We start from the raw sequence: 14,056 nt of genomic DNA, 5'->3' as shown, positions 1-14,056 counted from the left end.
TCATCGACGCGATCCGACCATGAGCACCGGATGCTGCGGTCGCCCCGATGGCCGCGAAGAGCCCACAGGAGACCAACAGATTTTTCGCTGCGTGCGCTCGCAGCGCGGATTATGTTGCAACGGCTAAGAACTCGGTGTCGCAACGCAGCGTGAAGACCGGCCATTCATACAAGGCACAGCGAGAACGAAACGCTCAAGGATCGAGTCGCGGACAAAGCAGACTCGTGCAAATGCGCCTGTTACTTAAGCAGCACTTGTTTGGAACCACTTCAGCTATTATGCACCAGTGCAAAATTATTCACCGAAGCAGTCATTCAAACTAACGATCTTAGCCGGTCTTCAAACCAAATTTTTTGAAGCTCAGTGCAGAACTCAAAAGTCGCGTGACTTAAACACCATAAGCTTCTTCGCCTCTACTGACGTGGTACTGCTATGCATCTACCATACAAATTTTTTTGAGCGTAGTTTAGGTTTAAAGCAGTCGATGGAGAAGAGACCCAAAGGCCGCAGTCACCAAAAGCTTACAAGGATTTTTTGTTCTCGTTTTCTACCCTCCGTCACCCCTCATGCGATCAAGCATAAGTGCTATCATCGCCAGCGTTTCTGCGTGCAGCGTCGCGCGTTGTGATTGTGGGCGCATCAGGTATAGATGCGAAAGATCCGTCGTAAGGTGACGCAATAAGTCCATCCGTTGCATGTTGGTGGGATGCAAATGAACTCCGAGCATCGCCGCGAATGATGCCAGCCTGTCCGGGGGCATCCCCTCTTGCGACTGCTCCTCTTCGAGTGATTGGATTTTGCGAATGCATTTTAGAAGCGGTAAGAAGGTCCGATGATTATCTGCCACCGCAATGTAGCTGCCAAATAGCTCCCGCGCTGCTGAATCAGTATCTAGAATACTAAGATTCCCCAAGCCCTTGAACCACCGACCAATCAAGTCAGCATACGCGTCATTGTAGGCCGCGCGTAACGCATCTTCGCGCGTCTCAAAGTAGCGGTAAATAGTTCCAACCGACACGTCTAGCTGTTGTGCTAATGCGGTTGTCGTCACCGCGTCGCCATCCTTGGATACTGCGAGGTCGCAGACCGCATCCAGAATTCGCTCGCGCGTTGCTTTGGCGCGATTTTGCTGTGGCTCTCGTACCAACTTAGGCTCTACCTAATAACTGAAACATTTTCACTTTTCGGTTGCGCAAATCAACCTATCTTCACCGTAACGCGGACACTCCGCGCGATATAGGCGAGAACTGCGTGGCTTGGGATGTCAAATCACCACTTTCTGGAACAGGAAAGGAATTTGTGAATGCCCAAGACAGTTTTGATTGCAGGCACCGGCGTCGCTGGACCTACTACGGCCTACTGGCTTGCACGGGCTGGATGGAAAGTCACGATGATCGAACGGGCAGACGAATTGCGCCTCGGCGGGCAGAACATTGATCTCTCGGACGCGGCGCGGGACGTCGTTGATCTTATGGAGATCAAAGAAGAAATCAAGAAACGCCACACTGGTGAAGAGGGGCTGCAATTTGTCGACACCGACAACAACACTGTTGCCGATTTCCCGGTAGAGAATGCGGGATCTCTGACACGCGAAATTGAAATTCTGCGCGGCGAACTGATTGATGTCATAGTGAATGCTGTGCCTGATGACGTTGAGTACCGCTTTGGTACGAAAATAGAAAGGCTGGATGACAAAGGCAGCCATGTTGATGTGGTCTTCGACGATGGGAAGCAAGAGAGCTTTGATATCGTGATCGCCGCAGACGGTATGAATTCAAGGACGCGCAAGATGATCGTGGGAGATGGCGATTACCTTGAATATCTAGGCTGCTGGTCGTCCTATTTTACCGTGCCGCGCTTGGAGCGTGATAACGACTGGTGGCGGTGGTACACCATTCCGACGGGCGCGATTGCATTTTTACGGCCTGACAACCAGGGTACGATGCGAGCCTCTGTCAACTTTCTGAGCGATAACGATAATCCTGACTACATGACTTTAGACGATAAGAAGGTCGAGTTACGTAGACGTCTAGACGGGGCCGGTTGGGAAGCCGAACGGTTGTCAAAAGCGTTGGATGAGGTGGATGATATTTTTCTTGGCCCTCTGCACCAGATCAAGACCGAGACTTGGTCAAACGGGCGTTGCGTATTGGTCGGCGATAGCGCGCGTTGTCCTACGCCCTACACGGGTATGGGCACGACGCTGGCTGTGATCGGATCATACATCCTGGCCAATGAGCTTGTCGCGCATGAAGATCACGCAGCAGCTTTCAAAGCTTATGAGGACAAGTTCAAGGAATTCGCTCGCAAAAAACAAAAGTTGCCGCCAGGTGTGCCAGATCTCGCCTACGCGCAGTCACGGTTCAAGGTGAAGCTGATACATACAGGTGCCGCAATCGGTGCATCTTCAGTGGTGCAGAAATTCGCGTCATTGTTTGATGGTAGCAGCGCGGATGAGAACGAGTTTACCTTGCCCACCTACGACCACATTTCTCAATAACTTAAGCAAAATCAGAACGTCTAGTCGATCCGGCTTAGGCGTTCTGCCAGCTTCATGGCCTGACAGTTGTTGATGAGGATCCTTACCACTGACTGCCCATAATGATCTAATGCTCAAAAACATAGGAACTGTTTACCAATCGGTTGTGTGCTGAAAATCAGATTCCGCAAAATCTTCAAACGACTGCTTCTCACGACACTGTACCTGACCTTAATCTGAGTCAGCGTGGCAAATTCTTTATTCCGTGTTTAAGCGGTGAAAAAAAGCACTGGCCCGGTTGGGCTCGCTACCGCCGACAGTGGCATTAAATTCCTAGGTCCGTTTTGGGTTGGCGAACGGCAACAACCGCCCGCCAACAACGTTCAGACATCGATCCGTTCTGCTATGCGCATCGGATCTTCCAGCTCAACGCTGAGATAACGCACCTTGCTATCTACCTTCGTGTGGCCAAGCAAAAGGTGCACGGCGGATCGGTTGCCCGTCTTGCGGTAGTTTTCCGCAGCTTTGGTGGGGCGCATCGAGTGTGTGCCGTATCCGCTGGGTTCCAGACCAATCGCTGTAACCCAGTCACGCACAAGTCGACTATGTTGACGTGTTGAGATATGCGGACGCTCATGAAAACGGCTCGGGAACATAAAGCGGCACCCGATCGTCTCGGGTGATCTTGCCCATGAAATCGGGTGATCTTGCCCATGTAATGACGCTATCCTTCGTGTTTTCAGTCAATTCAAACTGAACTGGCTTCTTGGTTTTGCTTTGGATCACTGACACCCGTTCACGGATGCGGTCCTCCTTGACCAAATCCGTGACGGCGAGAGTTACCAGATCGCAACCACGCAGTTTGCTATCAATTGCGACGCTAAACAGCGCGGGGTCGCGAAGATAACCTGCAAGTTTGAGCCGGGCACGTATAGCCCACACTTGTTTGGAAAGCAGCGGTCGTTTCTGTCCGTTGATCCGCCGTTTATTCCAGGCCTTTCGCTGAGGGGTGACTGCGGGAAGTTGGACTCTTGGCATAATAAGCCCTCCAATCCTCCCTCAAAACCCAGACATCAGCACAGCGCTGGCAACAATAGCATAGCATCCTGTTCAACGGCCGGTGTCCGAGGTCGCTGGCAAGCGGTGTTGCTGCAAACGCATTGGGCGGGTTCGAGCCCACACTGAACTTTCGGTTTTCTCGCTGCGTGCGCTCGCAGCGGTGAAAATGCTGCGGGAGGGTAAAATTCTGTGCCGCTACGCGGCGAGTAAATTGGACTATGTATACTCCAAAGTTAATCTATGACATAGTTATCAAGGTAGCATTTTTCGCGCCAATTTAGTGAACATGGAACTTTGTCACGTGAAAACGCTCAATTTTGCCTACACTCCACTGATAACGCGACTTAGCTTTCATATGCGAGTTCCATCGTCCGAGATCGCTGTACTCGACAGCCTGCCCTATGTAGAAAAACAATACGTAAGAGATGAGATTGTCATCTCTCGCGGTGATAAGGTGGGGCCGGTTGTGCTCGTGACCTCCGGATGGGCCGCGCGCAGTCGCTATACGTCACAGGGCCAGCGTCAGATCATCAACATTCTGTTGCCTGGTGATATCGTCACGCCGGATGTGTTCGTATTGAAGAGCATTGATCATGAGATTGAAGCGCTGTCTTCGCTAACAGTAAGACTTATTAATAAGGATGACCTACAGAATTTGCTACGCAAGGCTTCCGGCCTGAGTGCTGCACTGTGGTGGGCCACAGCACAAGAAGACAGCATCGTGCGCGAACACGTTGTGCGGCTTGGACGGCGAAAGGCGATTGAACGCATTGCGCACCTACTCCTCGAGGTGCACCGCAGGTTGCTGATCGTTCAACAAGCCGACGAAGCCGCGATGATCTTTCCGCTGTCTCAAGCAGAAATCGCCGATGTCCTTGGCCTATCCGTTGTTCACGTCAACAAGAGCATCAGCAAGCTTGAAAAGGCGGGCTTTATTCGACGTCAAAAACGATTGGTGCAATTGATCGACATCGCTGGAATGGCCGAACTCTGCGACTTCGACACCCTTTACCTCCACCTCGCGCAAGAACAGGTAGCAAGCTAGTCTATGAACAAAATCGAACAATTTACGACCGGAATATCGGGGTTTGATCAGCTTAGCGGCGGTGGTCTGCCACGTGGTCGCACGACCGTCATCACCGGAGGCGCAGGCTGCGGCAAAACTTTATTCATGCTCTCAATACTTGCGAACGCTGCGCTTACGGCTGGAAGTCCGGCGGTCTTCATGTCGTTTGAGGAACGCCCGGAAGCTATCATCAAAAATGCAGCATCTATTGGCCTTGATCTGCAAGCCCTCATCGATAAGGGGCTGTTCCGGATCGATTATGTGGCACAAACCCGCGATGCAACAACTGAGGTCGGGAACTACACGCTCGACGGTCTTCGGATGCGGATCAAGCTGGCCCTCAAAGCGACAAACGCACGGCTGCTTGCGTTGGATACGGTCGAAACCCTTTTTGCGATGTTCGAAGACGAACGCGCGATCCGTGGCGAACTCGTGCATCTTTTTAACACTTTGTCAGACGAAGGCGTCACCACACTGATGAGCGCGGAGCAGGGCGACGGTCGTCTAACACGACATGGGTTCGAAGAATATGTGGCGGATGCAGTTATCGTTCTTGAGAACGACACCATAGGCGATACCGCTACGCGACGGATGCGGATCGTCAAATTTCGCGGGGCGCATCACGGCCCAAACAAATACCCTTTTCTGATTGACGAAAAGGGCCTGACAATTGCGCCGCTTACCTCCGCATTGTTCGACCACAAGGTTTCGACCGATCGGGTTTCGACCGGCCTTATGGCTTTAGATGATGCGCTGGATGGCGGCGTGCGGGTTGGTTCGACACTTTTGCTGACGGGCAGCACAGGAACATGCAAAACCATCCTTGCCGCGAAGGCAGCCGAGGCAACATGCGCACGAGGAGACACAGTGCTGTATCTCAGTTTCGAGGAATCCCCTCAGGAACTGATGGAAAACGTAGGATCGGCAGGCGTTGATCTGCAAAAATTTCATGATGACGGGCATTTAATTATCACATCTGCCCGTCCGACATTGATGGGGCTGGAACGACATCTGGTCGAGCTTTATCGCCGTGTCGATGAACATCAACCGTCATTGGTCGTGCTGGATCCCGTATCCAGTTTGGCGACGGCGGGCGACAGGGATGCAGTGTACAGAACAATCGTGCGCATGATTGATTACCTCAAGCGATTGGCGATCACAACTGTCATTACGCTTGAACCTTCCGAAGTGAATGATCCTGATCGTGCAATTGCATTTTCGTCCATTTTGGACACGCTGATTGAGCTTAGCTTCATCGTGACCGACGAAGGTGTGGAACGATCTTTGCAGATCATCAAAGCACGCGGCACTGCGCACGATCATCGAAAACTCCTATTCGCAGTGGGAAATCGTGGTCTTAAACTGGAGACTGACGATGGATGATCCGACAAAGGAACAGCTATCGATCCTGATTTTTGTGGCGGGCGAAGGCGCCAGCGCCGATATCCAAATTCGCACCCTTTCTCAACTTCTGACTCATCATAATCATCCCGCGGAAGCCTTGGAGGTGATAGATTTGAATGAAACACCAGAGGCCGCTATTGAATTCGACATCCTTGCAATCCCAACCGTCCTTCGACTAAGCCCCAAGCCGCCCGTTCGGATTATCGGTGAGCTGTTCGATGAAGAACGCGTTTGGTCCGTGCTATCCGCTTAGAGCTATTAAACCCGACATTCGGTCAGTGTGCGGAACATGAAAAATGGGATCGGGAGGACCTGGAGGGGTCACTTGCGGTCTAAAGCGAAATTACATCCGGAGCCTTATTTGATTTAGCTGCCGTTCCTTCTTTATCCGGCGAAAGCGGAAAAGAGCGCATTCTGTACTTGAGATTTTCAAGCTGCAGGCGCATGCACCAAGAACTACGCAGTATGTACGAAAAACTACATGTCTTTGCATGGAGCCAGACGCGGACATAGATCCACGTCCATCTAGTCCCACCAAGCTGCAGCGAAAACGCGCTCTTGGATCTGGCAAAATTGACACGCAACAACGGCTGGTTTGGCGACATCCACTGGCCTTCGACGCTAAGCGTGCCGCGCGTGCTAACGTATGATGCGTTAGCGAAGTAGTAAAATCCAAGGTCGGCAAAGTCCGCAGACTGTGAGCTCGATTGCAACCGGATTTTGCGTCCGAAGCGAACGGCCGGTTCGACAGGCTGCACCGCAGCACACGGCAACCCAACCGAACGGCAGATATGGGCCGTCTTGGGCGGGACAGGTCGATCGTTCGACTGGATGTACTGCAATCGATCTAACGGCGGTGAAGAGTCCAAAGTACCGAATGTTGTATTCTGCACGAACGGCGGATCAAGGCGCGACGTTGGCGATTATGTAGAAGATCGCAATGTCGATTTCAGACAAGTTTGGTCCATCATCGAAAGGGCCAAATGATGAAAACCGAACCTAGCCTATTTCACACAGCACTGCTTGTGACCGCGTTTATCCACGAGGCAGGAACTACCGGCAAATGTACGCGTTAAACCTGAAGCTCAAAGTCGATATTTCAGGAGATGACCATGACTGCGTTCCAACACGGCTCAATCCACTCAATCCCGACAACCACAGCAGACGTTCACGCCTTCAAAATCGAAGGCCATGTTGATGATGATGATATGGAAGCGATGTCGAAATACATGAATGATGTTTTCGATCAGGCCCCCGGCAAAGTCAGCATGCTGCTCGACCTGAGCAGTATGACGGGTCGCGATCTTGATATCATGTTTGACGACGATGTTCTGAAGGCACAGGTTCGGTCCTGGTCCAAGGTTGCGCGATATGCGGTTATCGGTGCGCCCGAAAGTGCAGCAACAATGATCAAATGGGCCGATAAGGTCATCCCGGTAGAGGCGCGTGCATTTGATAGCGCCGAGGCTTCTTCTGCTTGGGAGTTCGTGGGAGCCAGCCCGCAAGCGGTCTGAGATCGATGCGATAGGGCGAGGCTTCTCGGTTCATACCGGTTTTGGCACAGCGGTGCAGTTACTGGTCTGCCAAATCTTGGCAGACCAGTCATTGTCGGCAACCCGCTGCAAGGTCTTTGAAAACCCCGACGATCAGATCTGCTCAGGGGCGATCCGGCCTGATTTCTGTCGAATTAGCGGGTTGGAAGCATCATTACGGCGGCTTCCCGAATGCGTTATCAGCTCGGAAACTTGTTCTGGTTTAATGAATTGCATGTTCTTTGCCTGACCGGAGAGGCGAGAGGGAACCGCAGGCGATGTTTATCGTTTTGTCGTCACAACGCCCCACGGTGGGGCGCTCTTACTACATAATGAGGAATATCGATGAAACGCTTTGCATCTCTACTGCTTGCAGCCGGAATTGCTGCTGGTCCTGCGCTGGCGGAAAGCCACTTGGATACCGAAAATCTGATCCGGTCCCGCGACATCACCGGTGGCGATATTTACACGCTGAACGGTCCGATGGACGAAGACACCTGGGGCAACTGGGAGGCCGACGGCGTTGGACCAGACTGGAACGATATTGGCGAGATCGAGGATATCATTCTCGACCGTGAGGGGCAGATGATCGGTATCGTGGCAGAAATCGGCGGTTTCCTCGATATTGGTGACAAGCATGTGCTTCTCCCCATAGAGGATATTCGGCTGACGCCTGTTGACGACAAAACCTTCGTCATCGTCACGCGCAAAACCGAGGAACAACTCGAGGAAATGGACGCGGTCGATGAAGGTTGGTGGAACTGAGGTTTTACCCTGATATCAAAACGTTGCGGGGGGCATTCAATTGCTCCCCGTCTCCACGACCCCGATCCCGAGCGCTGCGGCGCTCGAAAGATCCCGCTCGGAGCTAGCACCCACTGTGAAAACCGAAACCGCCGCGCCAAAAGTCGAAGACGAGCCGATGCTCATGATATTACTCGGCTGGTATGCAATAGCCGGATGTGTGATCTTCGCGGTCGCCATTCTGATCGCCGATTTTGTGGTACCTGACCACGATTGGATCGCGGATACCATCAGCGACCTGGGTGCAGGTCGCTACGAATTTATCGTCGACATCGGTATCTATGCATTCTCGGCGTCCTTGGTTTCGATTGCGCTGCTTTCGGCTCACGTCCATATGGGGGGCTGGCGCTGGAGCGTAGGAATACTAGGCCTTGCTCTTATGGGCCTCATCGTTTTCCTCATTGGTGCGCGTAATGAGTATGGCGACAATGATAGCGAAGGTGTCGTAATCCACATCTATTTGGTCTACGCCCTTGGGCTGACTATGGCGCTGGTTCCATGGCTGATGTCGTCCGGTGCAGACCGGGCCGGTACGCACTACAAAAAGTTGTTGATCGGTGTTTCCATACTATGGGCTGTGTCTGCGCCGGTCTTCTTCTTTCTTCCGGACAACATCGACGGCGTCTACGAACGCTACCTTGGGCTGATTGCCTTCGTTTTGGTGTTCGTCCTCGCCAGATTGTTCATTAGACGTGGACGTCAGCTCCGATCGCAATAGTGCCGACAGTTTGATTGAAAAGCATGGGTCTGCCGAACGTACGAACTAGGTCTGTCGCGGCAGTTCTGACACCGACACTGATGCATCACTGTTATCTCGCCGGTTGCGGCATATGAAGTAGCTCAAGCGGACATCAGTGGGTTGCTGCACAATCGATCCATTCACGGCATCGGTCATAGGTTCGACTGTTTAGCAAATTTGCTGCGAGGCGTCTTCTTAACATGACGTTGAAAATCAGCTTTGTTCCCTTTATGTTCTGTCGGTCTCTTTAGGCAGTGATTCCTTATGTACCAAATTGCACCAAACCCTGTTTCGCGACTGTATCTGGATTTCGACAGCTTCTTCGCGACTGCGGAACAGCACTTTAATGCTGATCTGCGTGGGAAACCTGTAGGTGTGGTCCCCCTCGATCGTCCGAATACGGGGTGCATTGCTATCAGCCGGGAAGCAAAGGCGCTTGGTGTAAAAGGAATGGCGAGCATTTCAGAGGCTCGCAAAATCGTTCCAGACATGATTTTTGTCGTTGCTCGCCACGACGTTTATGTCCGCCTGCACAAACGCATTATCAAAGTTTTGGAGACGATCCTACCGGTCACACATGTAAGGTCCATCGATGAGGTGGTTTGCCATCTTCTTCCCAGCGAGGCGCGGAAAGGACATGCACTTGCCGACAGAATAAAGACGGTTCTTGCGTCTGCCTTTAGTCCCGTATTGACATGTTCGATAGGGATGGCGCCGACAGAGCTCTTGGCTAAGATAGGTGCTGAAGCCAACAAGCCTAACGGGTTCGCCCTCATTGAAACGTCTAACCTTCCTAAGAGCCTCGCGCACATAAAATTGACTGATATACCAGGTATATCTACCGGCATGGAATCTCGGCTAATGGCGGCTGGAGTTACCGATTTTCGTTCGCTATGGGCGATCGCTCCGAAACAAGCTCGCGCCATTTGGCGCAGTGTAGAGGGCGAGAGATTCTGGAATGAACTGCACGGCCTTCATGCGGAAAAACTACCTACCCAAAAGCGCATGTTTGGCCATAGCCGAATGCTTCCTGCCGATTGGCGTACCCCCCAAAAGGTCGCAATCTGTGCCAGACAATTGACGCTCGGCGCGGCGCGTCGCTTGCGACGTGACGATTTGCGGGCCACGAAGATGTCCGTAAGTTTTAAAGGCGGCGGGTATCGGGGCCGTACGAACAGTCGGAAGGATGATCTTCGGTGGGATTGGGAAGGATCTTTTCTACCAGCTAGAGATGACCACACCTTTTTGGAAACGTTAGGGAAGAGTCTCAAGGAGGCCGAGCGCGCGGTCAACTTCGCACCAAGGTCGGTCAGCGTGATGCTTCATGGTCTGACTGATGACAAGCAAATGACGAGTGATCTCTTTCGCGGGCAGATGGATCCCGAACAATGCGGTGTCGCGAAATGGGAAAAGATCAGCGATGTGATGGACAAACTTCGCCGTGACCACGGACCGGAGGCTATCACACTTGGTGTGCAAGATATCGTTCCGGGAGGTTATCTTGGCGCGAAGATTGCGTTTGGGCGGATCCCGGATCAGGCGGATTTTGGAAGCGCTCCGGTGGATGATGCGAAAACACATTTCTGCAAAGTGTGACATCACGCTATGGTTGTCAGCGTGTATTCACTGTTCTTAACTAATTTAGGTTTCGAGGAAATATCGATCTCAAAGTACGACAAGAAAGATTGAAGGTGGAATGGCGATAAATTGGTCGGCCGACATTTGCGATCGCGTGCGTGCGCTAAATGACGTGCCACTGAACCGTAAGAATGGTGCAAGATACGTACTCTGCTGGATCCAGCAAACGCTGTGGGCCTGGGATAATCCTGTAATTGACGCAGCCGTGGAGCTGGGTAATGACATCGGATTGCCCGTTGTGGTTTATCATGGGGTGCGGGAGGATTACCCGTATGCCTCGGACAGACTGCATCACTTTCTGCTTCATGCGAGTCGGGATTTGCAACAGGGCTGCGACGAGCGCGGCGTCAGGTGCGTCACCTATGTTGAACGCAAAAGGCGACACGAAAAAGGCTTGGTATACCGACTTGCTGAGGATGCGGCTGCGGTTTTCACCGATGATCATCCGGTGTTCGTGGCGCGCGCACAGGCAAAGCGCTTCGCAGAGAGGTGCAACCGTACTGTATTTGCAGTAGATACTGCGCGATTGGTACCAACGCGCGTGTTGTCTGATGGTTTAAGGGCAACGCCGGCCTTTCGAAAAGCCAGCGGGGCACTTCGTCCGAAATACGAAGCACATCAATCTGACATTGCAGCAAATGCCGCAATCTTGGATGGTGGCCTATGCTTTGAAGACGAGGCCTTGGGGAATAAATCGGACGACGAAATCGCATCCATTATCTCGGAATGTGACATCGATCATAGTCTTCGGCCTGTTCTTGATTTTGAACCGACATCGAAAGCCGCGAATGCCGCTTTACGAGACTTTGTTGTACATAGGCTTGAGCTTTATCCTTACCAAAGGAACAACCCAGCAGAGGAGGACGGCGTATCCCGCCTGTCACCTTATCTGCATTTTGGTATCATTGGGCCTCGTGAAATCACGGCTGCCGTGCGGGCGAGCGACGCTCCTGCAAAAGCCAAATGGAAATATCTAGATGAGCTGCTGACTTGGCGCGAGTACTTTCATTATCAAGCTTACCGGGTTGAAGCTCCCGATAGCTTTGACAGCGTACCAGAAAAGCCGCGGCACTCCCTTCTGGCGCACGTAGAAGATGAGCGGCCCGTTCTTTATAAGCTTACCGATCTGGTTCACGGCCGCACTGATGACGAGACATGGAATGCGGCTCAGCGTCAGTGGCTGCACAATGGATATATGCACAACAATTTGCGCATGTACTGGGGGAAGCAACTTATTAAATGGACGAGGGATCCAGAGACAGCGTGGAAAACAGCGTGCTATCTGAATGATCGTCTGTCTCTGGATGGCCGAGATCCTTCAACCTACGGGAATATGAGATGGGTTTTCGGGATGTCGAAACCCGGTTGGCGTGAGCAACCCATCTATGGCTGGGTGCCGCCAAAATCCGATAAGGCCATTCGCAAGCGTGAAGGAGCGGCCGCGTGGCTTAGGAGCTGGGCATGCAAAGACACTTTGGAAATTACTGTGTCAGACAGCATGCCAGAAGAAGCGTTGAAGTCTATGTAAATAAAGAACCGCAACTGTCGGATCATGGTTTTGTTGTCGCTCGGCATGGCCGTGCGGCAGTGGCGACACATGAGCATATACGCGCTGATGAAAATTTTTGCGGGCAGGGGGCCGGAACAATCAAGCTCTTTACATCGATTGATCGCGACTGAACCGTTTACCTAACTTGTCAGCGCGATAGCACAGCACAAACAAGCTGACACGGTCTTTGGGATCGAAATCTGTATGTTCAATGATTAGGCCCCGAACCATTGTTTTTTGGACCAAGTTCGCCGCGCATTACCGTCGCGGTCGGGGATTAGCCATAGGCCTGTCTTGCTTCGTTTGCCGTCTATGCCCGCCGGTGAAGGCGCGGGGCATAGTGCACGCAGCCGGACCTTCCGGTTCTCTAGACGAAAAGTTCACCTTTCTTCATCAGGTACTTTTTCTCTGGGTTGCAGCTGATGTCGCGACGGTCCTGCCGCGAGAACGACACGCGACATCCTGTCATTCGTGTGCGATGAAGGCCATGGCAAGTAACCGTGCCTTTTACGGTGCGGATATGAAGAGGTTCAGCCAGAATGTGAATCTGGCGAACATTATGGACCGGACGCATGGTTGCTCTAGCTGATAGTGACCAAAAAAATAAATTGTGGCCTTTGGCGCTTTGATGCCCAAGTTTGTTGCCCCCTGATCGAGATGGCTTTGAATGACTGTCACCGAGGAAGATGAAGACAAAGCAAAACTCCCCGAAGAGCTTATCGAATTTGGGAGTTATGTTTGGCCCCAAGGGGAAACCCGACGTACGCTGGAGCATGTATTTGATAATGTGCGAGCTGAGTTGCCGTGGGTGAAGTCCGATAGCCTGGAGGACGATCCATCGCTGAAGCATTACAGCGATAGCAAAGAGCGAGAGGCAGCACACACCGAACTCAAGAAAATACTCAACCGGTGTATCGCCGGAACTCTAACCAATTGGCTTGCGGACGGTCACAAAGCGCTATGCGCGGTGGTGCATCCACCATGCGGCAAGGGCTACGTAGGTGATTGGGCCCGTGATGCAGGACTGGACGTCGTCAGTTCGATTGCCGAACTCGCCCAGATGCAGGCGGGACAAATTGCGGTTTTCGATGGGTTGGAGAGCTCTTTGCAACGATGTGCCAGCCAAATGCCTCGAAACCGGGAACTACTGAACTCTATTGCAGCGTGCGAAGGTCGATTGATCGTAAACTGCAACAGTTGGACCTGGGCGTTCTTAAGTTCGAACTTCGAGATAGAACTGTTGTTTCACGATACCTACACCATACCGTCTTTTGATGGAGAAGCGCTTGCCGCGCTCATTGGACCAATTTTGGCTTCGCGACCGAAGCTGCAGTTGTTCAAATCTGCCGATACCGGCGACCCAATATTCGAGAGATCTGACGGCGCGCTCTCCGATCCCTACTTCGGTGAGCTTGGAAAACGCAGCCTCGGTCTGCCATGGGTAGCGATTGAAATGTTCTTCAATGGTATGTTGGCAAAGGACTGCAACGAAGTTGATGAGACAAGCGAAAGCGTTTATTTGAGGCACCCGAAGGATGCAAGGCTGCCGCACAGCCCAAACAACATGGCCTGTCTTATTCTTCAAAACCTCCTTATACACGAGCCTTGCAAACCAGAGGTCATCGCAAGATGCGTTCCATTCGACGTTTCGATCGGTCTATGGGACGCGCTGACCAGATCTGGCTTCGTAACAGAGGAGCAGGGGCTGTTTCGTCATTGCCCGAGCCATTATCCGGCTATCCGAAGCGCGTTGCGAGCGACGGGCATGAACGCCGACAAACTCTAG

General features: G+C 52.3%; 11 protein-coding genes and 1 pseudogene. 10 read left to right on the top strand and 2 right to left on the bottom strand.

Annotation, left to right across the window (positions count from 1 at the left end; all coding sequences use genetic code 11):
- Nucleotides 1-547: 547 nt before the first annotated feature.
- Nucleotides 548-1,147: a TetR/AcrR family transcriptional regulator gene (locus K3756_RS11210; RefSeq protein ID WP_259987410.1), complete on the bottom strand. Its 600-nt coding sequence runs from the start codon at nt 1,145-1,147 to the stop codon at nt 548-550.
- Between the two features lie 156 nt (nt 1,148-1,303).
- On the opposite strand from K3756_RS11210, the gene K3756_RS11205 reads away from it, so the two are divergent.
- A complete protein-coding gene (locus K3756_RS11205; protein ID WP_259987409.1) occupies nt 1,304-2,500 on the top strand; it encodes an FAD-dependent monooxygenase in 1,197 nt (398 codons plus the stop codon).
- Between the two features lie 362 nt (nt 2,501-2,862).
- Here K3756_RS11205 and K3756_RS11200 read toward each other — a convergent pair.
- Nucleotides 2,863-3,517: pseudogene (locus K3756_RS11200) on the bottom strand (tyrosine-type recombinase/integrase).
- A 322-nt stretch (nt 3,518-3,839) separates the two neighbouring features.
- Between K3756_RS11200 and K3756_RS11195 the strand changes: the two are divergent.
- The 9 genes from K3756_RS11195 (at nt 3,840) to K3756_RS11155 (ending at nt 14,056) form a co-directional block, all read left to right on the top strand.
- The gene (locus K3756_RS11195; protein WP_259987407.1) at nt 3,840-4,583 is read left to right on the top strand and encodes a Crp/Fnr family transcriptional regulator; all 744 of its coding nucleotides are present in this window, start codon (nt 3,840-3,842) and stop codon (nt 4,581-4,583) included.
- Between the two features lie 3 nt (nt 4,584-4,586).
- Entirely contained in the window at nt 4,587-5,987 is a 1,401-nt protein-coding gene (kaiC, locus tag K3756_RS11190; protein WP_259987405.1) for a circadian clock protein KaiC, read from the top strand.
- The gene (locus K3756_RS11185; protein ID WP_259987403.1) at nt 5,980-6,261 is read left to right on the top strand and encodes a circadian clock KaiB family protein; all 282 of its coding nucleotides are present in this window, start codon (nt 5,980-5,982) and stop codon (nt 6,259-6,261) included. The genes kaiC and K3756_RS11185 overlap by 8 nt, the downstream gene beginning before the upstream one ends.
- Before the next feature lie 859 nt (nt 6,262-7,120).
- Nucleotides 7,121-7,522: an STAS/SEC14 domain-containing protein gene (locus K3756_RS11180; protein WP_259987401.1), complete on the top strand. Its 402-nt coding sequence runs from the start codon at nt 7,121-7,123 to the stop codon at nt 7,520-7,522.
- 363 nt (nt 7,523-7,885) lie between these two features.
- Nucleotides 7,886-8,305, top strand: coding sequence for a PRC-barrel domain-containing protein (locus K3756_RS11175; protein ID WP_259987399.1), 420 nt, complete (start codon nt 7,886-7,888; stop codon nt 8,303-8,305).
- Nucleotides 8,306-8,468: 163 nt separating this feature from the next.
- Nucleotides 8,469-9,062 (top strand): DUF998 domain-containing protein, encoded by a 594-nt coding sequence (locus K3756_RS11170; protein WP_259993538.1) that lies wholly within the window; start codon nt 8,469-8,471, stop codon nt 9,060-9,062.
- 285 nt (nt 9,063-9,347) lie between these two features.
- Nucleotides 9,348-10,679, top strand: a complete 1,332-nt coding sequence (locus K3756_RS11165) for a type VI secretion protein ImpB (RefSeq protein ID WP_259987397.1) — start codon at nt 9,348-9,350, stop codon at nt 10,677-10,679.
- Between the two features lie 100 nt (nt 10,680-10,779).
- Nucleotides 10,780-12,249, top strand: a complete 1,470-nt coding sequence (locus K3756_RS11160; protein ID WP_259987395.1) for a deoxyribodipyrimidine photo-lyase — start codon at nt 10,780-10,782, stop codon at nt 12,247-12,249.
- A 688-nt stretch (nt 12,250-12,937) separates the two neighbouring features.
- On the top strand, nt 12,938-14,056 hold the full coding sequence (locus tag K3756_RS11155) for a hypothetical protein (protein ID WP_259987393.1): 1,119 nt from the start codon (nt 12,938-12,940) through the stop codon (nt 14,054-14,056).

It is taken from the genome of Sulfitobacter sp. S190 (assembly GCF_025141935.1).
GTDB lineage: Bacteria > Pseudomonadota > Alphaproteobacteria > Rhodobacterales > Rhodobacteraceae > Sulfitobacter.
This window is presented reverse-complemented; position numbering and strand designations above follow the sequence as displayed.